Origin of the sequence: Solicola agrisoli (genome assembly GCF_049059935.1) — a bacterium.
GTDB lineage: Bacteria > Actinomycetota > Actinomycetes > Propionibacteriales > Nocardioidaceae > JAURVT01.
The window spans coordinates 20,745-47,424 of the sequence record NZ_JBMGQR010000029.1 but is presented as its reverse complement, the minus strand read 5'-3'; the positions used below and the strand labels follow the sequence as shown (position 1 = coordinate 47,424).

General features: G+C 73.2%; 28 protein-coding genes. 16 read left to right on the top strand and 12 right to left on the bottom strand.

Annotation, left to right across the window (positions count from 1 at the left end; all coding sequences use genetic code 11):
- The 4 genes from ACI6PP_RS12130 to ACI6PP_RS12115 form a co-directional block, all read left to right on the top strand.
- Positions 1-906 (top strand): HNH endonuclease signature motif containing protein (locus tag ACI6PP_RS12130; RefSeq protein ID WP_421111844.1); only part of this gene is annotated, 906 nt, incomplete at its 5' end.
- Between the two features lie 19 nt (positions 907-925).
- Positions 926-2,176: a phospholipase D-like domain-containing protein gene (locus tag ACI6PP_RS12125; protein WP_421111843.1), complete on the top strand. Its 1,251-nt coding sequence runs from the start codon at positions 926-928 to the stop codon at positions 2,174-2,176.
- Positions 2,177-2,277: 101 nt separating this feature from the next.
- Positions 2,278-2,658, top strand: coding sequence for a hypothetical protein (locus tag ACI6PP_RS12120; protein WP_421111842.1), 381 nt, complete (start codon positions 2,278-2,280; stop codon positions 2,656-2,658).
- Positions 2,659-2,660: 2 nt separating this feature from the next.
- Positions 2,661-3,548, top strand: a complete 888-nt coding sequence (locus ACI6PP_RS12115) for a serine/threonine-protein kinase (RefSeq protein ID WP_421111841.1) — start codon at positions 2,661-2,663, stop codon at positions 3,546-3,548.
- Between the two features lie 3 nt (positions 3,549-3,551).
- On the opposite strand, the gene ACI6PP_RS12110 is transcribed toward ACI6PP_RS12115, so the two are convergent.
- The 4 genes from ACI6PP_RS12110 to ACI6PP_RS12095 are packed head-to-tail and all read right to left on the bottom strand — an operon-like array spanning position 3,552 to position 6,720.
- Positions 3,552-4,187: a LysE family translocator gene (locus ACI6PP_RS12110; protein WP_421111840.1), complete on the bottom strand. Its 636-nt coding sequence runs from the start codon at positions 4,185-4,187 to the stop codon at positions 3,552-3,554.
- A 19-nt stretch (positions 4,188-4,206) separates the two neighbouring features.
- Positions 4,207-4,878, bottom strand: a complete 672-nt coding sequence (locus ACI6PP_RS12105) for a response regulator transcription factor (RefSeq protein WP_421111839.1) — start codon at positions 4,876-4,878, stop codon at positions 4,207-4,209.
- Positions 4,875-6,341, bottom strand: coding sequence for a sensor histidine kinase (locus tag ACI6PP_RS12100; protein WP_421111838.1), 1,467 nt, complete (start codon positions 6,339-6,341; stop codon positions 4,875-4,877). Before ACI6PP_RS12100 ends, ACI6PP_RS12105 begins: the two co-directional genes overlap by 4 nt.
- Positions 6,342-6,381: 40 nt before the next feature.
- The gene (locus tag ACI6PP_RS12095) at positions 6,382-6,720 is read right to left on the bottom strand and encodes a hypothetical protein (RefSeq protein WP_421111837.1); all 339 of its coding nucleotides are present in this window, start codon (positions 6,718-6,720) and stop codon (positions 6,382-6,384) included.
- Between the two features lie 82 nt (positions 6,721-6,802).
- Here ACI6PP_RS12095 and ACI6PP_RS12090 point away from each other — a divergent pair, with 82 nt between their 5' ends.
- Positions 6,803-7,765, top strand: coding sequence for a bifunctional riboflavin kinase/FAD synthetase (locus ACI6PP_RS12090; RefSeq protein WP_421111836.1), 963 nt, complete (start codon positions 6,803-6,805; stop codon positions 7,763-7,765).
- Positions 7,752-8,738, top strand: coding sequence for a hypothetical protein (locus tag ACI6PP_RS12085; protein WP_421111835.1), 987 nt, complete (start codon positions 7,752-7,754; stop codon positions 8,736-8,738). Before ACI6PP_RS12090 ends, ACI6PP_RS12085 begins: the two co-directional genes overlap by 14 nt.
- 13 nt (positions 8,739-8,751) lie before the next feature.
- On the opposite strand, the gene ACI6PP_RS12080 is transcribed toward ACI6PP_RS12085, so the two are convergent.
- Together ACI6PP_RS12080 and ACI6PP_RS12075 are read right to left on the bottom strand one after the other, a co-directional pair.
- Positions 8,752-9,741, bottom strand: a complete 990-nt coding sequence (locus tag ACI6PP_RS12080) for an SGNH/GDSL hydrolase family protein (protein ID WP_421111834.1) — start codon at positions 9,739-9,741, stop codon at positions 8,752-8,754.
- A gap of 61 nt (positions 9,742-9,802) precedes the next feature.
- Positions 9,803-10,849, bottom strand: coding sequence for an SGNH/GDSL hydrolase family protein (locus ACI6PP_RS12075; protein WP_421111833.1), 1,047 nt, complete (start codon positions 10,847-10,849; stop codon positions 9,803-9,805).
- 178 nt (positions 10,850-11,027) lie between these two features.
- On the opposite strand from ACI6PP_RS12075, the gene rpsO reads away from it, so the two are divergent.
- The 3 genes from rpsO to ACI6PP_RS12060 all read left to right on the top strand — a co-directional run bounded on the left by rpsO (position 11,028) and on the right by ACI6PP_RS12060 (position 15,165).
- Positions 11,028-11,291 (top strand): 30S ribosomal protein S15, encoded by a 264-nt coding sequence (rpsO, locus tag ACI6PP_RS12070; RefSeq protein WP_421111847.1) that lies wholly within the window; start codon positions 11,028-11,030, stop codon positions 11,289-11,291.
- A 315-nt stretch (positions 11,292-11,606) separates the two neighbouring features.
- Positions 11,607-13,823, top strand: a complete 2,217-nt coding sequence (locus ACI6PP_RS12065) for a polyribonucleotide nucleotidyltransferase (RefSeq protein ID WP_421111832.1) — start codon at positions 11,607-11,609, stop codon at positions 13,821-13,823.
- Positions 13,824-13,830: 7 nt separating this feature from the next.
- The gene (locus tag ACI6PP_RS12060) at positions 13,831-15,165 is read left to right on the top strand and encodes a M16 family metallopeptidase (protein WP_421111831.1); all 1,335 of its coding nucleotides are present in this window, start codon (positions 13,831-13,833) and stop codon (positions 15,163-15,165) included.
- Positions 15,166-15,174: 9 nt separating this feature from the next.
- On the opposite strand, the gene ACI6PP_RS12055 is transcribed toward ACI6PP_RS12060, so the two are convergent.
- A complete protein-coding gene (locus ACI6PP_RS12055; protein WP_421111846.1) occupies positions 15,175-16,437 on the bottom strand; it encodes a cytochrome P450 in 1,263 nt (420 codons plus the stop codon).
- A gap of 164 nt (positions 16,438-16,601) precedes the next feature.
- On the opposite strand from ACI6PP_RS12055, the gene ACI6PP_RS12050 reads away from it, so the two are divergent.
- The 7 genes from ACI6PP_RS12050 to dapB are packed head-to-tail and all read left to right on the top strand — an operon-like array spanning position 16,602 to position 23,968.
- Entirely contained in the window at positions 16,602-18,536 is a 1,935-nt protein-coding gene (locus tag ACI6PP_RS12050) for a CocE/NonD family hydrolase (protein WP_421111830.1), read from the top strand.
- A gap of 9 nt (positions 18,537-18,545) precedes the next feature.
- A complete protein-coding gene (locus tag ACI6PP_RS12045; protein WP_421111829.1) occupies positions 18,546-19,313 on the top strand; it encodes an alpha/beta fold hydrolase in 768 nt (255 codons plus the stop codon).
- A gap of 44 nt (positions 19,314-19,357) precedes the next feature.
- Complete coding sequence (locus ACI6PP_RS12040) at positions 19,358-20,578, top strand: HNH endonuclease (protein ID WP_421111828.1); 1,221 nt, start codon at positions 19,358-19,360, stop codon at positions 20,576-20,578.
- A 44-nt stretch (positions 20,579-20,622) separates the two neighbouring features.
- Positions 20,623-20,988, top strand: a complete 366-nt coding sequence (locus ACI6PP_RS12035; protein ID WP_421111827.1) for a VOC family protein — start codon at positions 20,623-20,625, stop codon at positions 20,986-20,988.
- A 9-nt stretch (positions 20,989-20,997) separates the two neighbouring features.
- Entirely contained in the window at positions 20,998-21,753 is a 756-nt protein-coding gene (locus tag ACI6PP_RS12030) for a metallophosphoesterase family protein (protein WP_421111826.1), read from the top strand.
- A gap of 5 nt (positions 21,754-21,758) precedes the next feature.
- Positions 21,759-23,186: an AAA family ATPase gene (locus ACI6PP_RS12025; RefSeq protein ID WP_421111825.1), complete on the top strand. Its 1,428-nt coding sequence runs from the start codon at positions 21,759-21,761 to the stop codon at positions 23,184-23,186.
- 35 nt (positions 23,187-23,221) lie between these two features.
- Entirely contained in the window at positions 23,222-23,968 is a 747-nt protein-coding gene (gene dapB / locus ACI6PP_RS12020; protein ID WP_421111845.1) for a 4-hydroxy-tetrahydrodipicolinate reductase, read from the top strand.
- Position 23,969: 1 nt separating this feature from the next.
- On the opposite strand, the gene ACI6PP_RS12015 is transcribed toward dapB, so the two are convergent.
- From ACI6PP_RS12015 to ACI6PP_RS11995, 5 genes are read right to left on the bottom strand one after another with little or no spacing between them, the layout of a single operon-like run.
- The gene (locus tag ACI6PP_RS12015) at positions 23,970-24,293 is read right to left on the bottom strand and encodes an AzlD domain-containing protein (protein WP_421111824.1); all 324 of its coding nucleotides are present in this window, start codon (positions 24,291-24,293) and stop codon (positions 23,970-23,972) included.
- Positions 24,290-24,967, bottom strand: coding sequence for an AzlC family ABC transporter permease (locus tag ACI6PP_RS12010; RefSeq protein WP_421111823.1), 678 nt, complete (start codon positions 24,965-24,967; stop codon positions 24,290-24,292). Before ACI6PP_RS12010 ends, ACI6PP_RS12015 begins: the two co-directional genes overlap by 4 nt.
- A complete protein-coding gene (locus ACI6PP_RS12005) occupies positions 24,951-25,607 on the bottom strand; it encodes a DUF2461 domain-containing protein (protein ID WP_421111822.1) in 657 nt (218 codons plus the stop codon). The genes ACI6PP_RS12010 and ACI6PP_RS12005 overlap by 17 nt, the downstream gene beginning before the upstream one ends.
- Complete coding sequence (locus ACI6PP_RS12000) at positions 25,604-26,161, bottom strand: GNAT family N-acetyltransferase (RefSeq protein WP_421111821.1); 558 nt, start codon at positions 26,159-26,161, stop codon at positions 25,604-25,606. Before ACI6PP_RS12000 ends, ACI6PP_RS12005 begins: the two co-directional genes overlap by 4 nt.
- Before the next feature lie 12 nt (positions 26,162-26,173).
- Complete coding sequence (locus ACI6PP_RS11995) at positions 26,174-26,674, bottom strand: DUF1990 family protein (RefSeq protein WP_421111820.1); 501 nt, start codon at positions 26,672-26,674, stop codon at positions 26,174-26,176.
- Positions 26,675-26,680: the final 6 nt, after the last annotated feature.

Genomic DNA, 26,680 nt, shown 5'->3' with positions numbered 1-26,680 from the left:
GTGCCCGCGGCCACCCGCCAGAAGTGCGAGCAGGCCCTCATCGACGACGCCAGGACGCTGACCATGCGGGACCTGCAGCGCCGGGCCGATCGGATCACCGACGTCTTCAAACCGGCCGACCAGGTCGACGTCGACGAGGGCGACGTCGTCCGCGACCGCGAGAAGGACGCGTACGCCCGGTCGGAGTTCTGGATGCAGGACCAGGCCGATGGCACCTGGACCGGGCGCTTCCGGATCCCCGAGGCGCAGGCCGGCCTGCTCAAGCACGCGATCGACCGGTTCACCGCGCCCCGCCGCCGTCACCTCGACGACGGACAGGCCGCCGAGGACCTCACGTACTCCCAGCGCCAGGGCCGGGCATTCACCTCGCTGGTCGAGCACCTGCCCACCGACGGCCTCCCCGACGCAGGCGGCTCGGGCCTCGTGGTGACCGTGAACGTCGACCTCGACACCCTCATCACCGGCACCGGCGTGGGCACCACCTCCACCGGGCAGCGCATGTCCGCCGGCGAGGTCAGGCGTGCTGCCTGCCGCGCCGGGGTCATCCCGCAGGTCCTCGGCGGAGCCTCGCTGCCTCTCGACCTCGGCCGCACCCAGCGGTTGTTCAACCGGGCCCAACGGATCGCGCTGGCCCACCGCGACGGTGGCTGCGCGTTCCCCGACTGTGACCGTCCACCGTCCTGGACCGAGGCCCACCACGCACGCGAACCCTGGTCCCACGGCGGGACGACGAATCTCGAGGACGGCGTGCTGCTCTGCCCGTTCCATCATCGGACGGTGCACGACGACGGATGGTCGATCACCTTCGACACCGACGACAGACGGCCGGCGTTCGTCCCACCCGCGCGCCTCGATCCGTACCGGAGAGCGAGGACGAGCTCGCGCTACCGGCCGAGGCGCGACTGAGGTCGCCTAGGCTCGGGGCATGCCGCTGCGCCGCAAGACCCGCCGTCGGATCCGGACGCTCGTGCGCCGAGCGCTGGTCGCGTTGTTCGCCGCGCAGGTGGGGGTGGTGGCCGGGCTGATCAGCGTCGACAACTACCGCAAGCGGATCAAGCCGCACTCGGTCGACTTCCCCCGCACGCCGCCGGACGACCTGCCGGTGGGGGAGTCCGTCGCCCGGGTCTACACCTACGGCGAGGACCTCTACGCCGACATGATCGCCGCGATCCGGGGCGCGCAGCGACGGGTGCTGTTCGAGTCGTACATCGTCAAGAACGACGCCACCGGGCGGGCGTTCAAGCGGGCGCTCGAGGAGGCGGCTCGGTGCGGGGTCGAGGTCTTCGTGATCTACGACGGGTTCGCCAACCTGGTGGTGTCGCCGTCGTTCTTCGACTTCTCCGGGCGCATCCACGTGCTCAAGTACCCGGTGTTCCGGCCCGGCATCCTGCTGCTCGACGTCCGCAAGTCCGGCCGCGACCACCGCAAGCTGCTGGTCGTCGACGGCGAGATCGGGTTCGTGGGCGGCTACAACGTGGGCCACCTGTACGCGACGGAGTGGCGCGACACCCACGTCCGGGTGGACGGGCCGTCGGCGTGGGAGCTGGAGAACGCGTTCGTCGACTTCTGGAACGCCCACCGCCGCGACGACCAGCCCGAGCTGCACGACGAGGGCGCCTCGACGTGGGAGCCCAAGCTGCGGGTGCACCGCAATGCACCGTCGCAGCTCGTCTACCCGATCCGCGGCATGTACCTCGAGGCGATCGACCGGGCGCGCGACCACATCTGGATCACCCAGGCCTACTTCATCCCCGACCGCGCGATCCTGGAGGCGCTGCTGGCCGCGGCGGCGCGGGGCGTGGACGTGCGGCTGCTGGTGCCCGAGACGTCCAACCACGTCGTCGCCGACTGGCTGTCGCGGGGGTTCTACTCGTCGTTGCTGCGGGGCGGGGTGAGCCTGTGGCTGTTCCAGGACGCGATGGTGCACGCCAAGACCGCCACGATCGACGGCCGGTGGAGCACGATCGGCACCGCCAACATCGACCGGCTGAGCCTCACGGGCAACTACGAGGTCAACCTCGAGGTCCACGACGACGGGGTCGCCGCGCACCTGGAGCGGGTCTTCGAGAACGACCTCACGAACGCGCGACGTCTCCCCGAGCAGGAGTGGCGCGACCGGACGGTCGTGGCGCGGTTCAGCGAGGCGGTGCTCGCCCCGTTGCGTCCGCTGCTCTGAGGGGGATGAGAGGGCTCTCACGGCGGTCTCACGGTCGACTCACCGCGCGTCGGCAGAGTCGGGGTCATCAGCAAGCAGACCCCCTCACCCCAGGAGCCACCATGAACCGCCACGTCCGCACCGGCATCGTCGCCCTCGCCGCCACCGTCGGGTTCGGAGCCGTCGGCTTCGGCGCCGCGAGCGTCGCCAGCGCCGACGACGCCGACACCGTCGTCAAGCGCGAGGACACCAGCGCGGTCTGGGTCGCCGACACCGACGACGACCTCGACGACGACGTCGACACCCCCACCACGAACACCCAGGGCGAGCAGCCCACCGCCAACACGGCGCCCACGAACAACACCCGGGACGAGAACCCCACGCAGAACACCGCGAACACGGTCGACGAGCCCACGCAGAACACCCAGCCCACCCAGAACACCGCGCAGACGGCCGACCAGCCGACGCAGAACACCGCCAACACCGCCGACACCGGCCGCTGAGCATGAACGAGCCGGCCACCTGGGGGCTCCGGCACGGTGACGACATCGTGCCGGGGCTCACCGCCATCAAGAGCGTCGGAGGCGGCACCGCCTTCGAGGCCTGGGTCGCCTTCGACGAGCGGCTCTACGCGCCCGTCGTGGTCAAGGTCGTCCGACCCGACCAGGTCGACGACGCCGCCACCCTCGCCGGCCTCGACCGCGAGATCGACGTGCTGGCCCGAGCGGCGCACCCCGCGATCGTCCGCGCGTTCTCGCACGGGCGGCGCGACACCACCGACCGTCCGCACGTGGTGCTCGAGAACATCGACGGGCCGAGCCTGTCGCAGCTGCTGCGACGCCACGGGCCGCTCCCGCTGGAGCAGGTGCTCCCGCTCGCGGTCGAGCTCGCCTCGGCCCTGCACCACCTGCGCCGCGTCGGCCTGACCCACCTCGACGTCAAGCCGTCCAACGTGATCATGGGCGCCCCCGCCCGGCTGATCGACCTCAGCGTCGCCCGCGACGTCGAGGACGCCCGCGCCCTGGACCACCCGATCGGCAGCGACGAGTACATGTCGCCCGAGCAGTGCGACCCGCGCGCCCACGGCGGCGTCGGACACGAGGCCGACATGTGGGGCCTGGGCGCCACGATCTTCAAGGCCGTGGCCGGATACCGCCCCTTCGACCGCGGCGACGCCTCGGCCGGGTCCGGCCCGGCGCGCTGGCCGCAGCTCGTCGACGAGCCCTACGCGCTGCCCGACGGCACGCCGGACGTCCTGGCCGAGCTGGTCATGGGCTGTCTCGACGCCGACCCGGCCGCCCGCCCGCTGCCGTCGACGTTCGCCGACCAGATGGAGCCCCTGATGGCGGCCCTGCCCAAGGCGCGCCTGTCGGGCTTCAAGATCAGCCTCTGACGATCAGCGGTCGGCGAGCAGCACGACGCTGAGCGCCGTGAGCGCGACGCCGCTGCTGCCGGCGAGCACCCGCCGGGTGCGGCGGCGCGTCAGGAACGCCTCGACCGCGCCGACGGCCGCCTGCAGCAGGACGTACCAGAGCACGACGAGGGCGAGCAGCGTCCCGGCGAGCACCACCGAGCCCGCCGTCGGGCCGAGCCCGCTGAGGTGGAACTGCGGGAACAGCGCCAGGTAGAACATCGCGACCTTGGGGTTGAGCAGGTTGCTCGTCAGCCCCTGGCGGAAGGCGCGCGACCGGGAGACCGGGACGGCGGTGACGGCCACCGTCGCGTCGGTGAGGCCGTGACGGCCCAGCGCCCACCAGTCGCGCAGCGCGCCGATGCCGAGCCACAGCAGGTAGGCGGCGCCGGCGACGCGCAGCGCGGTGTACGCGACCTCCGAGCTGCGCAGCAGGGCCGTCAGGCCCAGCACGGCGACCGTGGCCAGCACCGCGTTGCCGACGACGATCCCGGCCGCCGTCGCGCGCGCCGAGCGCTGGCCGCCGGACGCGGCGTTGCGCACCATGATCGCCAGGTCGGGCCCGGGGAACACCAGGAGCAGCAGCACGGTGCCCACGAAGGGCAGGAGGTCGGTCAGCACGCCTCAGACGGTACGGGTCTCAGACAGCCCGCGTCAGCCGATATCCCATGCCCCGGACGGTGGCCACGAAGTCCGGCCCGAGCTTCTTGCGCAGGTAGCCGACGTACACGTCGACCACGTTGGAGCCGGGGTCGAAGTCGTAGCCCCAGACGTGGGACAGCAGCTGCTCGCGGGACAGCACCTGGCCGGGGTTGGTGAGGAACACCTCGGCGAGCTTGAACTCGCGTGCCGACAGCTCGACCTGCTTCTCGCCGACCCAGGCGTGCCGCTCGCGCAGGTCGAGGCGCACGTCGCCCCGCTCCAGGACGTCGGACGCGGCCGCGGCGCCGGCGTGCGAGCGCAGCCGCAGACGGACCCGGGCGAGCAGCTCGTCGAAGCGGAACGGCTTGGACATGTAGTCCGCGGCCCCGCCCTCGAGCGCGGCGACGGTGTCGGTGACCGAGTCGCGGGCGGTGAGGACGATGACGGGCAGGTCAGGGCGCTCGGCGCTCACCCGCTCCAGGATGGTGAAGCCGTCCATGCCGGGCAGCCCGATGTCGAGCACCACGAGGTCGAACTCACCGGTGAGCGCGTAGTCCAGGCCGGTGACGCCGTCCTCGACGACGGTGGGCGTGTACCCGTCGGCCTTGAGGCCCTTGGAGACGAACGACGCGATGCGCGGCTCGTCCTCGACGATCAGGATCCGGTTCACGCGCCCATCCTCGCTGTGCTGGTCGTGGTGGTGGTCTGGGAGGTCGTCAGGGGGAGCGCGTCGTCGGCGACGAGCGGCACCCGGATGCGGAAGGTGGCGCCGACGACGGTGTCGTCGAGCCCGACGCCGCCCCCGTGGGCGTCGGCGATGGCCGAGACGATCGACAGGCCCAGGCCGAAGCCGTCGTCGCCTCCGGCGCCGTGGCCGCGCTGGAACCGGTCGAAGATCCGGTCGCGGTCGTCGGGGGCGACGCCCGAGCCGGTGTCGCGCACCCAGAGCTCGAGCCGGTCGCGCACGACGCGCGAGCCGACGGCCACCTCGTCGTCGGGCCCGGTGTGGCGGACGGCGTTGTGGGCGAGCTGCAGCAGGGCCTGCGTGAGGCGCTGGCCGTCCACTGGAGCCGTGACGTCGGCCTGCTGGTCCAGGACCCAGCGGCGCGGGGCGAGCGCACGGCACTTGTCGAGGACGCCGACCGTCAGCGCGCCCACGTCGGTGGGGCGCGGGACGACGAAGTCGGGCCGACGCGACTTGGCGAGCAGCAGCAGCTCGTCGACCAGGCGCGACATCCGGTCGATCTCGTCGACGAGCAGCGCGCGCGTCGAGCTGACGTCCTCGGGGTCGTTGACGTCGAGCAGCTCGAGGTGGCCGCGCAGCACGGTCAGCGGCGTGCGCAGCTCGTGGCCGGCGTCGTCGAGCAGGTGGCGCTGCTGCTCGAACGACCCCTGGAGCCGGTCGAGCATCTCGTTGACGGTGACGGTCAGCTCGGTGAGGTCGTCGTTGCCGCTGGGCTCGATGCGTCCGCTCAGGTCGCCCTCGGAGATCTGCTGGGTGGTCTCGCGCAGGCGGCGGACGGGCGCGAGCAGCCGTCCGGCGACGAACCAGGCGGCGGCGATGATGACGAGCAGGGCCACGCCCGCGATCACGGCGTAGGTGCCGATGACGTTGCGCAGCTCGGCGCGGGCGGCGGTGAGGTTGTGCGTGACGGCGAAGGCGGCCTCGGTGTCCGCGCCGCTGACCGGCAGCACGGCGACCGCGTAGTTCTCCCCGCCGACCTCGAGCGACCGGGACCCGCCGCCGGCGGCGCGCAGCTCGTCGACCGTCGCCCGGAACGCCGCCGACTCCCGCAGCGGACGGACGTTCTCGCCGCCCTGGTAGCGGGTCTGGCCGGTGCTCAGGTAGCCGAACAGGATCTCGTTCTGGGCCGGGAGGTTGCGCTGCAGGAACGTCTGGAGGAGCCGGTCGGCGCTGGTGAACGGGTCACCGGTCTCGGGGTCGACGCCCTGGGCCTGGAAGGCGCGCACCTCGCCGAGCTCCTGGGCCATCTCGCTCGCGATGGTGCGGTCGAGCCGCCCGAGCTCGACGGTGTAGACCGCGAACCCGGCTCCGGCGAGCGCGAGCGCGGTGAGGACCGCGACGGCAGCGGTGATCCGCGCACGGACGGAGAACGCGGACAGACGCTTCATGGCAGCGTCCAGCCTAGGGTGCCGGGCCCGGCGCGGCGTCCTAGTCGTCGTCGGGCTCGTCACGGTCGTCGTCGTCGTCATCGAGGTCGCGCGGCTCCGACCCGGACTTCTCGAAGTCGTCGTCGTCGTCGTCATCGTCGTCCGCGTCGTCGTCGGTGGGGGCCGCGCCGGGGCTCGGGGTCGCGGCGGGGGTCGGCGTGGTGCCGGGGGCCGCGGTGGTGGGGGCCGAGCCCGACGGCGTGGTGGGGCCGACGGTCACGGCGTCACCCACCTCGGGCAGGGGCGAGGGAGCCGTGAGGGCCCGGGCGCCGACGACCCCGCCGATCACCAGGACCACGACGGCGAGCACCGCGAGGGCGATCTTCGTCTGGCCGGTCATGGGCTCCATCGTGGCCCGCGACCGCCAGCACACGATGAGACCTTGATGAGAACCCTCTTAGCCGCCGTGGGAGAGTGACGCCGTGGACGTGTGGCACGAGGTCGTCGGGACCCAGGCGCTCCCGCTCGCCGGCCGCTCGGTGGTGTCCGTCGGCAACTTCGACGGCGTCCATCGCGGCCACCAGCACGTGCTCCGCGTCGCCCGCGACCTCGCCGCGTCCCTCGGCGCCGACGCGCCGCTGCCGGTCGTGGCCGCGACCTTCGAGCCCCACCCGCTCGCCGTGCTCGCGCCCGACAAGGCGCCGCTGCGCCTCACGACGCCGGGGCAGCGCGCCCGGCTGCTCCGCGCGGCCGGCGCCGACGTCGTCGCCGAGCTGGCGTTCTCCCGCGAGATGGCCGCATGGACCCCCGAGGAGTTCGTCGAGCGGGTCCTGGTCGAGCAGGTGCGCGCCGCGGGCGTCGTGGTGGGGGAGAACTTCCGGTTCGGCCACAGGGCCGCCGGCGACGTCACGCTGCTGCGCGAGCTCGGCCGCGAGCACGACTTCGTGGTCGAGTCCCTGCAGCTCGACGGCGGGACGCACCCCTGGTCGTCCACGCTGGTGCGCCGGATGCTCGCCGACGGCGACGTCGAGGGCGCCACCGAGGTGCTCGGCCGCGCGCCGGCCGTCGAGGGCGTCGTCGTCCGCGGCGACCAGCGGGGGCGCGAGCTCGGGTACCCGACCGCCAACCTGCCGGTCGCGCCCGGCTGGTCGGTGCCCAGCGACGGCGTCTACGCCGGCTGGCTGCGCCGGCTCGACGACGACTCGGCCCCGCTGCCCGCCGCGATCAGCGTCGGCACCAACCCGACGTTCGACGGGCTCGAGCGGCGCGTGGAGTCCTACGTCCTCGACCGCACCGACCTCGAGCTGTACGGCGTGCCGGTCGAGGTCACCCTGGTCGGACGCATCCGCGGCCAGGTGCGCTTCGAGGGCATCGACGCCCTCGTGGAGCAGATGTCCGACGACGTCGCGCGCACCCGCGAGCTGCTGTCCGGTGAGCACGCCTGACGTCCGCGCCCTCGAGGCGTGGTTCGACGACAACGGACTGCCCTACCTGGTGGCCGGTCGCGCGCACGACCTCGAGGCCTGGCTGGGCAACCGCCGGATCGTGGCGTTCCTCGTGGTGCTGCTGGGCGTCAGCGTCGCCGCGGGCGTCACCGTCGCGCAGCTGAGCGACGCGGGCTCGGTCGGCACCCTCGTCGGCACGACGCTGTTCGCCGCGGTCGCCGCGTTCTACGCCGGTGGGCTCCTGCGCATGGCCGTGGTGCTGCGGTGGGCCGTCCGGCGGACGCTCGGCTCGCTCGGCCTGCTCGTGCCGCTCGCCACCCGCGCGCTGCCGCTGCTCCTGCTGTTCATCACCTTCCTGTTCGTCAACACCGAGGTCTGGCAGGTGGGCTCGAGCCTGCCCCGGCCGTCGCTCTGGGCCATCGTGCTGCTGTTCGCCGGGCTGGCCACGGTCTTCCTGCTGGTCCGGCTCCCCGACGAGGTGCGGGCCGTCGCCGCCGAGACGCACGGGGAGCGCCTGGTCGAGGCGTGCGCCGGCACCCCGGCCGAGGCCCTCGCGCGCAGGACCGCCGACGACGTCGGCGACGCCGAGGCCCCCGCGCTGCCGCGGCTCGCACGCGTCAACCTCGTGCTCGTCCTGCTGTTCAGCCAGGCGCTCCAGGTGCTGCTGCTCACCGTGGCGGTGCTGGTGTTCCTGCTGTGCTTCGGGAGCCTGGCGATCGGCGACGGGGTGGTGGAGTCCTGGCTGGGACGCCGGCCCGTCCCGCTGACCCTGTTCGGCCACGTGCAGGTGCCCCTGGTCAGCAACGACCTGTTCCAGGTCGGCCTGTTCCTGGCCGCGTTCTCGGGCCTGTACTTCACGGTCTACGCGGTCACCGACTCGACCTACCGCGAGCAGTTCTTCTCCGCGGTCGCGCGCGAGCTCGCCCGCGCGGTGGCGGTGAACACGGTCTACCAGGCGGCCCTGAGGCGCTGAGCCGGGGCGCCGGTCAGCGCGGCACCTGGGCCTCGAGCAGGGCCGCGAGCCGGTCGGTGTCGACCGAGCCGGTCGGGGCGCCGGTGCTGCGCGGCGCCAGCCCGGTCGGGGCGGGCTGACCGGTGAGCGTCCGGTACGACTCGGCGGCGACGCCGCGCATGCCCTTCGCGAAGGGGTGGAAGTACAGGGCCCGCAGCGGCTTGGTGGTCGCGCCGTTGACCCAGGCCTCGCGCCCGGCGCACGCGTCGTGGCCGTACGAGGCGCGGTCGAGGTCGACGAACGTCGCGCCGGCGTCGGCCGCTGCGTCGCGCAGGGACGCGTTGAGCGCGGCCTGCACCTGGCGTCCCCAGGCGTAGTCGCCGGTGGCGAACGGGACGGCCGCGCAGGTGCCGACCTCGGGCAGCAGGTTCAGGTAGCCGACCACGACCACGCGGGCGTCGGGCGAGCGCTGCTCGATGCCGTCCAGGACGCCGGCCACGCGAGCCTGGATCGCGGCGGCGTCGCGGAGCTTGGTGTCGACGCCGTCGACGGTGAACCGGTCCTTGCACGGCGTGCCGTCGGGGTCGGAGTCGCGGACCTCCTGGCAGACCTCGATCAGGTCGCCGAACAGGCTGAAGTCGTTGCCGCCGATGCCGAGCGTCACCAGGTCGGTGCCGGCGTCGAGTGCGTCGAGCTGGGCGGGGTTGGTGCCCGCGAAGGTCGACTGCGGCGCCGTCATGTCGCCGGTCTCGGCGGCCGAGCAGCTGACGTCGGTGTAGCTGGCGACCCGCAGGTAGGAGGCGAGGTAGGCCGGGTAGTTGCGCGTGGAGCGGGCGCAGCCGAGCGGGTCGAGCCGCTGGAGCGGCACCAGCGGGCCGGCGGTGAAGGAGTCGCCGAGCGCGACGTAGTCGTCGTACGGCCGCTCGGTGCCCGCGGACGCGGACCCCGTCGGGACGAGCGCCAGCGCCGCGGCGGCGAGCGCGGTGACGGCGGCGGTGACGGCACGGGCAGGACGGATGCGCACGGGTGCTCCCTCGGTCGGCTACCGGTCGGTATACCCACGCGTCACGTGCGCGAAACGCGCGTCAGGGAGTCGGCGCCGCGCCGAACCGGCTCGCGAGCTGCTTCTGCTGGGCCAGCGACATCGTGGGGGCGCCGCTGTCGAAGGGCTGGTCGGCCTCGACGGTGCGCCCGGTGAGCGCCCGGACGACCTCGGTGGCCGTGGCCTGCATGCCCTCGCGGAACGGGTGGAACGACAGCGCCCGCTCGGCGTCCACCTGGCTGCCGTTGACCCAGGCGGCGTCACCGGCGCAGACGGTGTGGTCGGCCGAGGGGCCGTAGGTGTCGACGTAGGTGGCGCCGGCCGACCTCGCCGCGCCCCTCAGCGACGCGTTGAGCGAGCGCTCCACCTCGTCCGCGAACGCGTAGTCGCCCGCCGCGAAGGGGGCGGCCTCGCAGGTGCCGGAGGCCGGCAGGATGCGCGGGTAGCCGACCACGACGACCTTCGCCTCGGGCGACCGCCTCGCCACCTCGGCGAGGACCGACTCGACGCGCCCGCGCACCTGGTCGGTGAGGTCGACCAGGGCGTCGCCCGCCCCCCGCTCGAAGGAGTCGCGGCACGGCGAGCCCGACCGGTCCTGCTGGGCCAGGCGGGTGCAGGTCTGCGTCAGCCGGCTGAAGATGCCGAAGTCGTTGCCGCCGATGCCGAGCGTCACCAGGTCGGTGTCGGCGGTGACCGCGTCGAGCTGGGGGACGTTGGTGCCGAAGCCGGTGTCCTGGGTGGCGGTCATGTCGGCGGTCTCGGCGCCCTGGCAGCTGACGTCGGTGTAGGTGCCGACCTGGAGCATCTGCGCGACGTAGGCCGGGTAGTTCGACGCCGAGCGGGCGCAGCCGACGGGGTCGAGCCGCACCAGGGGCACGAACGGTCCCGAGGTGTAGGAGTCGCCGAGCGCCACGTAGGAGTCGTACTCGCCGCCCGGCGTGGCCGACGACGACGGCGCGGGGCTCGCGTCGGCGGTGGACGACGACGGGGTGGCGGGGGCGTCGCCGGCTCCCGACCCGCTGCACGCCGTCAGGGCGAGCAGGCCCGCCGCGACGGCCGCGACGACGGGGGACAGGGGAGTGCGACGCATGCGTCCATGCTGTCAGCCGGGTGTCTGCTGCGAATTAGGACCGTCCCGACCCCCGCTGATAGTCTGGTCGATGCCGTAGAACGGCCACGGATCGTAGTGCCCGGGTGAACAGGCCCCGGCGCGCCGTGCAACGACACCTCGAGAGGAACACGTGGCAACGAAGTCTGTCCCGAACCCCCTGAAGGACGCCTCCAAGGCGGACATCATCTCGCAGTACGCGACCGCCGAAGGCGACACCGGGTCCCCCGAGGTGCAGATCGCGCTCCTGACCGGTCGCATCGCCCACCTGACCGAGCACCTCAAGGAGCACAAGCACGACCACCACAGCCGTCGTGGTCTGCTCCTCCTCGTCGGCCAGCGCCGTCGTCTTCTCAACTACCTGCAGAAGACCGACATCGGGCGCTACCGCTCGCTGATCGAGCGCCTCGGCCTGCGACGCTGAACCCGTGACGAGCGGCCCTCCCCACCGGAGCGGCCGCTCGTCCCGTACCGGGCGCCGGAACGGGCCCACAGGCACACCGCACCACCAGCACCACCCGCAACGCACCCACCACCGCGGAGCAGCCGCACGGCACCGCGAACGCTCGGTCCTCGGTAGTGGCCCTCGGAACTCCCCGCACCCGCGGGCTCCGCGGGCCTCGATCGAAGACCGACACCAGGCCCGGCCCGCCACGACGGCCCGCCGGCCGCACGTGAAGCCCGCGTGCACCGCTCCGCACGACGCGCACGGCAACGAGCCGTGCCAGGAAGGGGCCCCATGACAGAGCCCACCGTCCACATCGCCGAGACCGTGATCGACAACGGCACGTTCGGCACCCGCACCGTCCGCTTCGAGACCGGCCTGCTGGCCCGTCAGGCCGCCGGCGCCGTCGCGGCCTACCTCGACGACGACACCATGCTGCTCTCAGCCACCACGGCCGGCAGCAAGCCCAAGGACCATTTCGACTTCTTCCCCCTGACGATCGACGTCGAGGAGCGGATGTACGCCGCGGGCCGCATCCCGGGCTCGTTCTTCCGTCGCGAGGGCCGCCCCTCCGAGGACGCGATCCTCACCTGCCGCCTCGTCGACCGTCCGCTGCGCCCCACGTTCAAGAAGGGCCTGCGCAACGAGGTCCAGGTCGTCCTCACCGTCATGGCGCTGAACCCCGACGTCGCCTACGACGTGCTGGCGATCAACGCCGCGTCGGCGTCCACGCAGATCTCGGGCCTGCCCTTCACCGGCCCGATCGGCGGCGTCCGCGTCGCGCTGATCCGCGGCCAGTGGGTCGCGTTCCCCAAGCACTCCGAGCTCGAGGAGGCCGTGTTCGACATGGTCGTCGCGGGCCGCATCGCCGGTGACGACGTCGCGATCATGATGGTCGAGGCCGAGTCCACCGAGGCCACCTGGAACCTCGTCCAGTCGGGCACCCAGGCGCCCACCGAGGAGATCGTCGCCGGTGGCCTCGAGGCCGCCAAGGGCTTCATCAAGCAGCTCTGCGAGGCGCAGTCGCAGCTCGCGGCCGCCGCCGCCAAGCCCGTCCAGGACTTCCCGGTCTTCCTCGACTACGAGGACGACGCGTACGCCGCCGTCGAGGGCGCCGTCAAGGACGACCTGGGCCAGGCCCTCACCATCGCCGGCAAGGCCGAGCGCGAGGACCGTCTGGACGCCATCAAGGCCGACGCGCTCGACCAGCTCGGCGCCTCGTTCGAGGGTCGCGAGAAGGAGATCGGCGCGGCCATCCGCTCGCTCACCAAGTCGCTCGTCCGCGAGCGCGTGCTGCGCGACAAGGTCCGCATCGACGGCCGCGGCCTGGCCGACATCCGCACCCTGTCGGCCGAGGTCAGCGTCATCCCGCGCGTCCACGGCTCGGCGCTGTTCGAGCGCGGCGAGACCCAGATCCTGGGCATCACCACGCTGAACATGCTCGGCCTGGAGCAGAAGCTCGACACGCTCTCGCCCGAGACGTCGCGCCGCTACATGCACAACTACAACTTCCCGCCCTACTCGACCGGCGAGACCGGCCGCGTGGGCTCGCCCAAGCGCCGCGAGATCGGCCACGGCGCCCTGGCCGGACGCGCGCTGCTGCCCGTCCTGCCCACGCGCGAGGAGTTCCCGTACGCGATCCGTCAGGTCTCCGAGGCGCTGAGCTCCAACGGCTCCACCTCGATGGGCTCGGTCTGTGCGTCCACCATGGGCCTGCTCAACGCCGGCGTGCCGCTGCGCGCGCCCGTCGCGGGCATCGCCATGGGCCTGATCTCCGGTGAGGTCGACGGCAAGACCGAGTACGTCACCCTGACCGACATCCTCGGCGCCGAGGACGCGTTCGGCGACATGGACTTCAAGGTCGCCGGTACGCGCGAGTTCGTCACCGCCCTGCAGCTGGACACCAAGCTCGACGGCATCCCCGCCGACGTGCTCGCCGGTGCCCTGACGCAGGCGCACGACGCCCGCCTCACCATCCTGGACGTCATGGCCGAGGCCATCGACGCGCCCGACGAGATGTCGCCGTACGCGCCGCGCATCATCACGGTCCGCGTGCCCGTCGACAAGATCGGTGAGGTCATCGGCCCCAAGGGCAAGATGATCAACCAGATCCAGGACGACACCGGCGCCCAGATCTCGATCGAGGACGACGGCACGGTCTACATCGGCGCCGACAACGGCGAGGCCGCCGAGGCCGCCCGCGCGATGATCAACTCGATCGCCAACCCGACGATGCCCGAGATCGGCGAGCGCTACCTCGGCACCGTCGTCAAGACGACCAACTTCGGCGCCTTCGTGTCGCTGCTCCCCGGCAAGGACGGCCTGCTGCACATCAGCAAACTCCGTTCGCTCGCCGGCGGCCGCCGCGTCGAGGCCGTCGAGGACGTCGTCAGCGTCGGTCAGAAGATCCAGGTCGAGATCGGCGAGATCGACGACCGCGGCAAGCTGTCGCTGGTCCCGGTCGTCGAGGAGAGCGCCTCGGCCGACGCCGAGGCCACCCCGGCGGAGTAGGACCACCGTGCCGGTCAGCATCGACCCGGCACCCCGGCCCGGCACCACGCGCACCCTGCTCGGGCAGGACGACGGCGGACTCGTCCGCCGCACCGTCCTGCCGGGCGGGCTGCGCGTGGTCACCGAGCACATGCCCGGGGTCCGGTCCGCGACCATCGGGATCTGGGTGGGGGTCGGCTCGCGCGACGAGACGATCCGCCAGTCCGGTGCGTCGCACTTCCTCGAGCACCTGCTGTTCAAGGGCACGCCCACGCGCTCGGCGCTCGACATCTCCGCCGCCCTCGACGAGGTCGGCGGCGAGATGAACGCGTTCACCGCCAAGGAGTACACGTGCTACCACGCACGCGTGCTCGACGAGGACCTGCCGCTCGCGGTCGACGTCCTCGCCGACATGGTGGTCTCGTCGGTCGTCGCCGCCGAGGACGTCGAGTCCGAGCGTGAGGTGATCCTCGAGGAGATCGCCATGAACGAGGACGACCCCGACGACGTCGTCCACAACCTCGCGATCGCGCAGGCCTGGGGCGACACGCCCCTCGGTCGCTCGGTCGCCGGCGAGCCCGACACGGTCCGCAGCCTCGGCCGCGACCCGATCCGGCGCTTCTACCGCAAGCACTACACGCCCGACGCGCTCGTGATCGCCGTGGCCGGCAACGTCGACCACGCCGCCGTCGTCGAGCGCGTCCGGCGGGCGTTCGCGTCCGTCCTCGGGTCGGACGCCGCCCCGCGCGCCCGCCGCGCGGCGGGCGCGCGTCCCACGCCCTTCCACGCGGGCGTCTCCCTGGCCGAGCGCCCCACCGAGCAGGCCAACGTCGTGCTCGGCGTGCCCGGCCTGGCCCGCGGAGACCAGCGTCGCTACGCCCTCGGCGTCCTCAACGCGGCGCTCGGCGGCGGCATGTCGTCGCGCCTGTTCCAGGAGGTCCGCGAGCGCCGCGGCCTGGCGTACTCGGTCTACTCCTTCGCCCAGAACTTCGCCGACACCGGCATGATCGGCCTCTACGTCGGCTGCGCGCCGGCCAAGGTCGACCAGGCGCTCAAGGTGTGCCGCGACGAGCTGCTGCAGGTGGCCGAGCGCGGCCTCACCGACGACGAGGTCAAGCGCGGCCGCGGCCAGATGCGCGGCACCGTCGTCCTCGGCCTGGAGGACCCCGGCTCCCGGATGAGCCGCATCGGCAAGGCCGACCTGCTCCACGGCGAGCTCGCCTCGGTCGACGAGGTGCTGCGCCGCATCGACGACGTCACGCCCGACGAGGTGCGCGAGGTGGCCGCCCTGCTGGCCGCCGACCCGGCCGTCGCGGTCGTCGGACCGTTCGACGACGCCGACCGCTTCTCCGGCCTCGGCTGACCTCGCCCGTCAGCGCAGCCGGACGGGCAGCGACTCCACGCCGAAGACGAGCGACAGCTTGCGGTACTCGACGTCCTTGGCGTCGACGGCGAGCCTGAGCCCGGGGAACCGCCGGGCCAGCGCCGGGAACGCCGCCCGCAGCTCCATCCGGGCCAGCTCGGCACCCACGCAGCGGTGGAAGCCGTAGCCGAACGCGTCGTGCTGCGACGGCGGGCGCGTGGGGTCGAACACGTCGGGGTCACCGTCGACGAGCTCGCGGTCGCGGTCGGTGGCCAGCAGCGAGCACATGACGACGTCGCCCTTGCTGACGGCGGTGCCGTGCAGGTCGTGGTCGACGCGGGCGAACCGCGGGAAGGCCACCTGGACCACGGTGAGGTAGCGGAGCATCTCCTCGACGGTGCGGTGCACCGCGTCGTCGTCCGCGCCGGCGACGGACGCGAGCAGGTCCTCGCGCAGCAGCAGGACGGTGCCCAGGGCGATCATCGACGCGGTGGTCTCGAAGCCGCCGGTGAACAAACCGTCGAGCAGGCCGGTGAGGTCGTGGTCGGAGATCGCGTCGCCGTGCTCGCGGATGATCTGCCCGAGCAAGCCCTCACCGGGGTCGAGACGCTGCTGCGCGACGGCGTCGGCGAGCACCTCGCGCGACTGCGAGACCGCACCGAACGCCCCGGTGCCGCCGGCGCTGATGTCGAACCGGGCCTGGCCGAGGCCCTCGAGGCGCTTGCGCTGGATGTCGTCCAGGCCGATCAGCTCGCAGATCACCTCGAACGGGATCGGGATCGCGAACTCCTGCACGAGGTCGACGGTGGGACCGGCCTCGACCATCGCGTCGAGCCGGTCGGACACGATCTGGTCGATGCGCGGGCCGAGCCGCGAGAGGCGGCGCATCGTGAACTCGGGGGTGAGGAACTTGCGCAGCCGCGTGTGGTCGGGCGGGTCGGTGAAGCCGAGGCCACCCTGGTCACGCTTGGCGTCCTCGCCGAGCAGGTGGCTGACGTCGGTGCTGTAGGTGTCCTTGTCGGCCAGGACGGTGCGCGCCACCTCGTGCGACGTCACCAGCCAGGCGGTCGGGCCGAAGGGGATCTTCAGCCGCGACACGGGGGTCTCGTCGGCGAGGCGGCGCAGCGCCGGCAGCGGGTCGAGGCCGTCGCGGCGCAGGGGCATGGTGATGCGGGACGGCAGGAAGCGGACCTTGGACAGGTCGACCTCGCGGCGCGAGCCCCAGCGCAGGACGACCGCACCGATGCGGTCCTTGAGTCCGGCTCCGGGCATCTGCACGTGCTCCATCCTGTCTGGCACGAGGTGCCCTGGGGAGGGTGAAGTCCCTGATAGGGCACCCTGACCCACCGATTGTTCCCCGTCCGGGACCCACACTCGTGCATCGGGGCCGTCGTCCGGCGTGTTTGGGGCGTACGTCACGGGGGCATGAAGGGGCCATGGCGTCCCCTCGCGGCCTCAAGGTCCTGCTCACGACCACCGTCCTCGCCCTCCTCACCGGTCTGCTGACGGGGGCGGCCTCGCCGACGTCGGCGGCTCCGCGGCCGTCCGCGCCGGCGGCGTCGAGCCCCGGCCTCGACACCCGGGCCCTGACCGTGCGCGACGGGCGCACCCAGCCGGTGTTCTCCTACGCCGACGCGATCCGCGAGACCGTCTGGGTGCTCGCGCCCGACGCTGACGGCGACGGGAAGAAGGACCGCGTGGCCGTCGACATCGCGCGTCCCCGCGAGCTCGACCGCACCGCCAGGATCCCCGTGGTCATGGACGCGAGCCCGTACTACTCGTGCTGCGGGCGCGGCAACGAGAGCGAGACCAAGACGTACGACGCGGACGGCGACCCGTCCAAGCTGCCGCTGTACTACGACAACTACTTCGTGCCCCGCGGCTACGCCTACGCCGCCGTCGACATGGCGGGCACGTCGCGCTCGACGGGCTGCGTCGACCAGGGCGGGCGCTCCGACGTCGGCTCGGTCAAGGCGGTCGTGCAGTGGCTCAACGGCGACGCGAAGGCCGTCGACCGTGACGGGAAGCCGGTCCGGGCGCGGTGGAGCAACGGCCGCACCGGCATGATCGGCAAGTCCTACGACGGCACCCTCGCCAACGGCGTCGCCGCGACGGGCGTCAAGGGGCTGGAGACCATCGTGCCGATCGGCGGCATCTCGTCCTGGTACGACTACGACCGGTACCAGGGTCTGCCGTTCAGCCAGGACTACCCGACGTGGCTCTCGACGTACGTCGCGGGCAACCGCACCGAGACCGTCGACTGCACCGCCCGCAACGAGCAGATGTCGCGCGACGACGCCGACGAGACCGGGGCGTTCACCCGGTTCTGGGCCGACCGCGACTACCGCCGCGGCACCACCACCGACGCGCGCAAGGTGCGGGCGAGCGTGTTCATCGTCCACGGCCTGCAGGACACCAACGTCAAGACGCCCAACTTCTCCCGGTGGTGGACCTCGCTCGGCAAGGCGGGCGTCGACCGCAAGATGTGGCTGATGCGGGTGGGCCACGTCGACCCGTTCGACTCCGAGCGCGACCGCTGGGTCGACACGCTCCACCGCTGGTTCGACCACGAGCTGTGGGGCCTGCGCAACGGCATCGACCGCGAGCCCGCGGTGTCGGCCGAGGTCGCGCCGAACCGGTGGGTCGACTCGAGGACGTGGCCGGCGAAGGGCAGCACCACGCTGCGGGCCGAGGCCGACGGTGCCCTGTCCACGGGCAGGCCGGCGCGCAGCACGCAGACCTTCGTCAACGACCCCACCCAGCGCGAGGCGACGACGCTGGTCCCCGGGCCGCAGCCCGGCCGCCTGCTCTGGACCAGCCGCCCGCTGGCCTCGTCGACGCGGATCAGCGGCTCGGCCGTCGCGAAGCTGCGCGTCCGCACCACCGTGCCGACCGGCCAGGTGGGCGTCGCGCTCGTCGACTACGGCCCCGCGCCGCGCGTCGTCGCCGCCCGCGACGGCGTCGTCACCGGCACCACCGAGACCTGCCACGGGGAGTCCACCGCGGCCGACGACGCCTGCTACAAGGTGGTCACCAAGAACGTCCAGACCACCCCGCTCGGCGTCCTCGCCCGCGGCTGGGCCCGCCTCGACGGCGCCCGCACCCACGACGTGGAGGTCGAGCTCACCGCCGACGACACCCAGGTGCCCGCCGGCCACCGGCTCGGCCTCGTGCTCGTCGGCGCGTCCCCGGACTGGCTCGACACCGTCGACGAGAGCCGCAGCACCTACACCGTCGACCTGTCGCGCACCGCGGTCGAGGTGCCGGGCGACCTGCGGTTCGCCAAGCCGTCCACGGCGAAGGCCCCGCTGCCCACCGCCGTCCCGCCGTCGGTCCTTACCCGGCCCGAGACGCAGCGGGTGCCGCGCTGACGGATCGACGTGCTGTTCCACCGACCTGAGGGGCGATCGGGCTCTCTTGCGTACCTCGACCTACCGGGACCCGGCAGCGACGTCGTCGTCTACCTCGGTGGGCTCGGATCGGCGTCGACCGTGGCCTTCGCGCCGGTGGTCCACCGTCGGAGGCAGGCCGGGCGCTCGCTTGTCGTCGACCTGCTGTGCAGCGGTTGGAGCGACCACGACGCCGCCGACATGACCATCCAGGCCCACGCGGACGCGGTCGCGTCGGTCGTCGCAGCCTCGGTGGAGGTGCCCGTCTCGCTCGTGGGCCACAGCCTCGGCGGATCGGTCGCCATCGCCCTGGCGCACCGCCATCCCGGTCTGGTCTCGCGGCTCACGGTGTGCGAGCCGAACCTCGACCCCGGCGTCGGCACGTTCTCCTCGTGGGTCTCGTCGTGGAGCGAGGAGGGGTTCGCCGCGCACGGCCACCGCGAGGTGGTCGAGCAGCTGACGAGGGACGCCGGGGCCGGCGACGAGAACGCGGCCGAGTTCGCCCGGACGGTCGCCCGGTGGTCACCGCGCGGGCTGCACCGGACGGCGGCATCGCTCCTCGCCGACCGAACGCCGACGTTCCGCGAGCAGCTCGCCTCGCTCGACCTGCCGCGGCTGCTGGTGTCGGGTGACAGGGACTGGGAGCCGCAGCCCGACCTGGTGGACGCCGGATGTGCGACCGCGATCGTCCCGGACGCCGGTCACGTGATGATGGCCGACAACCTGGACGGGTTCTGCGCGACGCTCGACCGCGCGTGATCGACTCGAAACGGACTGTCAGACCCTGGTCCTAGGTTGGGTCCATGGCCGCAGAAGTCTGGTTCGACGCTCGTGAGGAGCTCGCCGACGTCATCGACGTGAGTGCCGAGATCTCACGGCTCGAGGCCGCTCGCTTCCGTGGTGTCGCGGCATGGGCCGTCGGTCGGACGAGGTCGCAGCGCGGGCCTGTGTCCGTGCTGCCGGGTCAGGAGCAGATGGTCCAGCTCGGCGGTGCCGGGTCGCCGGCGGTGCCGGAGTTTCTGGCCGCCGAGCTCGGCCCGACGCTGGGGTTGTCGGCGTCGGCGGCGCAGTCGCTGCTCGCCGACGCGCTGTCGCTGGTGTATCGGCTCCCGCACCTGCTCGAGTGCTTGGAGTCCGGGGTGGCTGAGTGCTGGAAGGTGCGGATGGTCGCCGCCGGCACCCGCGGGTTGTCCGAGACCACTGCCCGCCTGGTCGACTGCCACCTGGCCAACCCGGCCCGCGACGGTGTCCGTCCGCCCATCGCCCGGATCACCAGGTCGAAGCTGCAGCACGTCATCGACCAGTACGACTACGTCGACCAGGTCGACGAGGGTGCCGAGACCCGTACCGCGCACGCGTTGTCGCAGCGGTTCCTCCGGGTCCAGCACGGCCTCGACGGCACCGCCGACCTGACCGGACGACTCTCCTCGGAGGTCGCCGAGCGGTTGGAGCAGGCCGTGGAGGACATCGCGACCGAGATGGCCGACACCGAGGACGACACCCGCCCCCGGGCCGTGCGCCGGGCCGACGCACTCGGACGGCTCGTCGTGAACCCCGGCCTGGCCCAGACCGTCCTGTACGTCCACCTTGATCGGGCCACGGGCACCTGGTCGGCCGACAACGTCGGCGCGATCGACCAGACCGAGGCCGAGCACCTCGTCGGCCACGGCAACGTCACCGTCAAGCCCGTCATCGACCTCGCCCAGGACATCACCGCCACCGGCTACGCCGCACCACCCCGCCTCCGCGAGCGGCTGCGTCTGGCTCAGCACGACACCTGCGCGTTCCCGTACTGCGACCGCCGCGTGGCCCGCCGGGCCGACGTCGACCACGCCCGCCCGCACGGCTCCGGTGGGCAGACGTCCAGCTCGAACACCCACCTGCTCTGCCGCTACCACCACCGCGTCAAGACCCACGGCCGGTGGAGAGCGGTCAAGACTGCACCGGGCACCACCCGCTGGACCTCACCGACCGGCCAGGTCTTCGAGGTCGCCCACGGACTCACCACCCGGATCCGGACGTAGGGACGGTCTTGACGCGTCATGCCCCGCCTCGATAGGCCTGACGCATGCCACCAGCACACCGCCACCACGCCCTCGACTACGTCGAGCTGACCGTCACCGACCTGGACCGCAGCAAGCGGTTCTACGCCGACGCGTTCGGCTGGGCGTTCAACGACTACGGGCCGGAGTACGCGGGAATCCAGGGCGCTGACGCCGACGCCGCCGAGGTCGGCGGCCTGTACGCCCACGGCGAGGTCCGCCCCGGTGGGCCGCTGGTTCTGCTCTACTCCGACGACCTCGACCGGACGGTCGAGCAGGTGACGGCCGCGGGCGGGCAGGTGACCAACGGGCCGTACGAGTTCCCCGGTGGGCGCCGGTTCCACTTCACCGACCCCAGCGGCAACGAGCTCGGGGTCTGGGCCGAGAAGTAGCCTCCGGGCATGATCCGCAGCCTGGCCGTGCTGTCCGACGTCCACGGCGTCGACCCGGCGCTACGGGCGGTGCTGGACGAGCCGGACGTGCGCGCCGCCGACCTCGTCGTCGTGACGGGCGACCACGCGTCCGGGCCGCAGCCGACCGAGGTGCTCGAGCGGCTCGTGGCGCTCGGTGAGCGGTGCCTGCTGGTGCGCGGCAACGCCGACCGCGAGCTCGTGGCGCTGGCCCGCGGCGAGATGGTGCCGGGCGACCTCCCCGACGTCGACCACTGGGCCGCGGCGCAGCTCGGGGCGCACCACGTCGACCTGCTGGCGGCCCTGCCGCACCCGATCACGCTCGAGGTCGAGGGTGTCGGGCCGGTGTTGTGCTGCCACGGCTCACCCCGCGACGACGACGAGGTGCTGCTCGTGCAGAGCCCGGTCGGCACGTGGGCCGACGCGCTCGCCGGCGTGCCCGACGAGGTTTGGACGGTGACGTGCGGCCACACCCACATGCCGTTCGTGCGCCGGGTCGACCGGCGCACCGTGCTCAACCCCGGCAGCGTGGGCATGCCCTACGGGAGCCCGCTCGCGTCCTGGGCGCTGGTCACGGCGGACGGCGTGCAGCTGAGGCACGCCGACGTCGACCCGGACGCGGTGGCCGACGAGGTCGTCGCACGGTCCACCTTCCCCGGACGGGAGGAGTGGGCCGAGACCTACCTGCGCCGGCCGCCGAGCGACCGCGAGGCGGTCGAGGCGTTCGAGCCGCGCGTGGCACGCTGACGACCATGGACCCCCAGGACCGCGAGTTCGTGGCCAGCTTCAAGCGCTTCCTCGACCACGTGGTCGACGGGTTCGAGGACGAGCACGCCGAGGGCGGCGGGTTCGCGCAGCTCGTCGAGCAGCACCTCGGGGTCGACCCGCGCGGACTCCCGGTGGTGTCCGAGGAGGTCGCGGCGCCCCGCCTGCCCGACGTCGACATCGCCCTCGGGCTGCTGGCGGCACGCGGGGGGCCCGCGCAGGTCGTCGGCGCCACGGGCAGCTCCGGCCGCCGTCACGCCGGGCTGGCCGGGATCCTGCAGGGCGAGGCCGGGGCCCTCGACGTCGGACCCGTCTCGTACACCAACATGCCGATCGGGCCGGGGGAGGAGCGCCAGGTCGTCTCGTGGGGGCTGCACCTGTTCAGGTTCGAGGGGCGACCCGTCGCGGTGCTCCAGCGCGAGGCCGACGAGGAGTACGGCCACGACGCTGCTGGCATCGAGGTGCTGACGCCCGACGCCTACCTCGCCGGAGCGCTGCTGCAGCAGGTGCGCCGGATGATGGTCGAGCACAGCGTGCTGCGCGGCCAGGTGATGTCGTTCAGCGGCGACGAGTTCGAGTCGACGCTCGGCGGCATCACGTTCCACCACCGCCCCGACGTCGAGGCCGACGACGTCGTGCTGCCCGACGGCACCCTCGACCGCCTGGTGCGCCACGTGGTCGAGCTGGGCGAGCGCCGCGAGCGGATGCTGGCGGCCGGGCAGCACCTCAAGCGCGGCATCCTGCTCTACGGCCCGCCCGGCACCGGCAAGACCCTGACCGTCCGCCACCTGCTCGCACGCACGCCCGGCACCACCGCCGTCCTGCTGTCGGGCAGCTCGCTCGGGCTCGTCCGCGAGGCCACCAAGATCGCCCGCGCCATGCAGCCCGGCATCGTCGTGCTCGAGGACTGCGACCTGATCGCCGAGGACCGCGACCTCTCCGACGGCCAGGACTCGATGCTGTTCGAGATGCTGGACGCCCTCGACGGACTGGACGGCGACGCGGACGTCACCTTCCTGCTGACGACCAACCGCGCCGACCTGCTCGAGAGCGCCCTGGTGCAGCGGCCCGGGCGCGTCGACCTCGCCGTCGAGGTCCCGCTGCCCGACCAGCGGGCCCGCGAGCGGCTGTTCGCGCTCTACGCCCGCGACCTCCCGCTGTCCGGTGGCGCGCTGGACGCCGCGGCCGCGAGGGCCGACGGCGTCACCGCGTCGTTCGCCAAGGAGCTCGTGCGCCGCACGGTGCTCACCGCCGCGCTGGACGACCGCGACGTCGTCGACGCCGACCTCGTCACGGCGCTCGACGAGCTGCTCTCGGACCGCGAGGCCCTCACCCGCAGCCTGCTCGGCTCGGGCCCCAGGGTCGCCGCGCCCGCCGACGACGACCTCGACTGGGACGAGGACGAGGACGACTGAGCCCGCATGGAACGATGGGCGCCATGAGCGCTGACGTGGTGAGGGTGGCGGTCCTCGGGGCCAAGGGACGCATGGGCTCGGAGTCGTGCGCGGCGGTCGAGGCCGCCGACGGGCTCGAGCTCGTCGCCCGGATCGACCTCGGCGACGACCTCGACGACGTCGCCGCCGCGGGCGCCCAGGTGGCGCTCGACTTCACGCGCCCCGACGCCGTGATGGAGCACCTGCGCTGGTGCGTCGAGCACGGCGTGCACGCGGTCGTGGGCACGTCGGGGTTCACCGACGAGCGGGTGGCCGAGGTGCGCGAGCTGCTCGGCGACGATCCCCAGGTGGGCGTGCTCGTGGTCCCCAACTTCTCCATCGGCGCGGTGCTGATGATGCGCTTCGCCCAGGTTGCGGCGCCGTTCTTCGAGTCCGTCGAGGTGATCGAGCTGCACCACCCCGACAAGGTCGACGCGCCGTCGGGCACCGCCCAGCGCACGGCCGAGCTGATCGCGGCCGCCCGTCGTGAGGCCGGCAGCGCGCCGATCCCCGACGCGACCACCCACGACGAGAAGGGCGCCCGCGGCGCCGACGTCGAGGGCGTCCGCGTCCACGCGGTCCGGTCGCGCGGCATCGTCGCGTCGCAGGAGGTGCTGCTGGGCGACCAGGGCGAGACGCTCACGCTGCGTCACGACTCGATCCACCGCGAGTCGTTCATGCCGGGCGTCGTCGCCGGCCTCCGCGGCGTCGTCGACCTCCGCGGCGTCACCGTCGGGCTCGACGGCGTGCTGGGCCTCGGCTGACTCAGAGCAGCCGGACGAGCGCCGCGACGAGGGCCGCGCCGCCCACCACGACCAGGAACGGCGCCCTCAGGAGCAGCAGGACGACGGCCACGGCGACGCCCAGCACCCGCGCGTCCAGCACCAGCGCGCCGCCGTCCGGGGCCTGCAGCAGCTGCACCGCCACCAGTGCGCCGAGCAGACCCACCGGGATCAGGTCGGCGACGCGCACCGTCCATGGATGGTCGAGCACGCGCTGCGGCCCGGCGAGCCCGGCGTACTTGAGCCCGTAGCAGAGCACTGCCGCGACGGCGATGCCGATCCAGAGCACCGGGGAGGAGGACGTCACGCCGTCGCCCTCCTCGGCAGCGCCACGCCGACGGTGACGGCGACCGCGCCGCCGAGGATGATCGGGACGCCTGAGGGGACCAGCGGCACCAGGGCCGTCGCCGCCAGTGCGCCCACCGCGGCCACCAGCCGGGCGTTCGTCGTGACCAGGCGCGGCCACAGCAGTCCGACGAACGCCGCCACCACGGCCGCGTCCAGGCCGTAGGTGCGGGGGTCGCCGATGGCCTCGCCCGCGAGGGCGCCGACGAGCGTCATCGCGTTCCAGAGCACGAACACCGACGCGCCGGTCCAGTAGAAGCCCAGGCGCGCGTGCCGGCGGGTGTCGCGGGTGACCGACATGGCCGTCGACTCGTCGATCACCAGGTGCGCCGCGGCGAGCCGCCGCCAGCCGCGGACGTCGAGACGCTGGGCGATGCTGAGCCCGTAGAACGTGTTGCGGCTGCCGAGCAGGGTGGCGGTCAGCGCGCCGGTGAGCGCCGAGCCTCCCGCGGCCACCACGCCGACGAACGCGAACTGCGACGCGCCGGTGAACACCAGCAACGACAGCGCGCACGCCTGCCAGACGTCCAGGCCGGACGCCGTCGCGATCGCGCCGAACGAGACGCCGTAGACCCCGGTGGCGACCCCCACGCCGAGGGAGTCGGCGACGACCGAGCGGTCAGACGTCGGCGTCATCGAGGGCGCCGACGACGTGCCGCGACTGCCAGTCGAGCAGCGGACGCGCCGCGCGCCAGTCGGCGGCGACGCGCTCGAGCGTCTCGGGCGTGGCCAGCCAGGCGGGGTTCTCGTAGACCTTGCCGAGGGTGAGCGTGTTGTGGCGCAGCAGGCCGATGCGGGGATGGTCGGCGTCCCAGCCTCGCGGGCTCGTCTTGACCCGGTCGCCGCCCACCTCGAAGCCGTGCGTGGCGGCCTCGTCGAGCAGCGCGACGAGGGCGCGGCCGGACGCGTCGTCGTCCACCGCCTCGCGGAAGCGGCGCTTGGCGGCGGGCTCGGCGTGGTACCAGCCGGCGCCGGTGCGCAGGCCGGCCGCGTTGACCTCGAGGTACAGCCCGCAGGCCGGGGCGGTCTGCACGAACGCGCCCTGGTGGGTCTTGTACGGCGTCTTGTCCTTGGCGAAGCGGACGTCGCGGTAGGGCCGGAACAGCTTGGCGGCGCCGAACTCGTGCTCGAGCGCGGCGGCGAGGGCCTCGACCGGCGCACGCACCGACGTCTCGTAGCGCTCCTTGTGGGCGGTCCAGAAGACCTTGGAGTTGTCCTGCTCGAGGTCGTCGTAGAAGTCGAGGGCGTCCACCGGGACGCCGGTGAACCCGGTCATGACGGCTCGTCCACCAGCGACGTGTGGAGCCGCACCTGCTTGAGCGTGACCTCGCCCTCGGCGTCCAGCGCCAGCTCGCGGTGGGCGCCGTCGGCGGCCCAGCCGGTGCCGGTGACGAAGGCGCGGAGGTCGTCGGCGGCGGCGGGCACCCACATCGACGCACGCCGGAAGCCGTCGGCGGCGAGCGTCTCGGACGCGGCCTGCAGCAGCCGCGACCCGTGGCCGGCGCCGCGGTGGTCGGGGTGGACGACGAGCTCGGACACCTCCCCGTCGGCGACCGGGTCGGCGTCGGGGTCGCCGGAGGGGGCCGTCACGGCGAACCCGCGGACGTTGGCCCGCTCGAGGGCCACCAGGACCCGGTTGCGCGCGTCGCCGGGTCGGGCCATCGACCCGCGCCAGGCGTCGGCGACGTCGTCCTCGACGAGCGCCTCGAGCACGTCGGCGGGCATGACGTCGGCGTACGCCTCACGCCAGGCGCGCACCTGCACCCAGGCCACGGCCTCGGCGTCCGCGGACCACGCGACGCGGACGCTGACGTCGGCTGTGGGGCTCATCGCGCCATCTTGTCAGGCGGTGGGGGACGCCAGCGCGCCCAGGTAGCGGCGCGTCATCCGGCCCTGGACGAGACGGCCCACCGGCCCGCCGAGCCGGGTGAACCAGCGGGCGGGCGTCGAGAACACGGTGATCACGAAGGTCACCTCGCCCGACGGGGCCAGGCGCAGCTCGAACCGCTCCTCGCCGCGCTCGGGGTGGCCGGGCAGCGTCCCGTAGGCGAAGCCGCAGCGGTCGGGCGTCCTCTCGGCCCACACCACCAGGCAGGGCGCGTCGAACCCCAGCGGCCCGAGGCGCAGCCGCATCTGGACATGGGTGCCCTCGCGCAGCGGCACCTGCGAGAGCCGGACGGTCGTCCCGGCCCGCCGCTGGACCTCGCCGGAGAGCAGGTCGTCGGCGGCGCGCTCGAAGTGCTCGCGTCCGTGGCCGACCACGCGCTCGGCGCGGACGTGGTGGTAGCCGGTGGGCAGGTCGCCCGCGGTGGCGCCGACCTCGGGGTACGTGACGTCGGGCATGCCTCG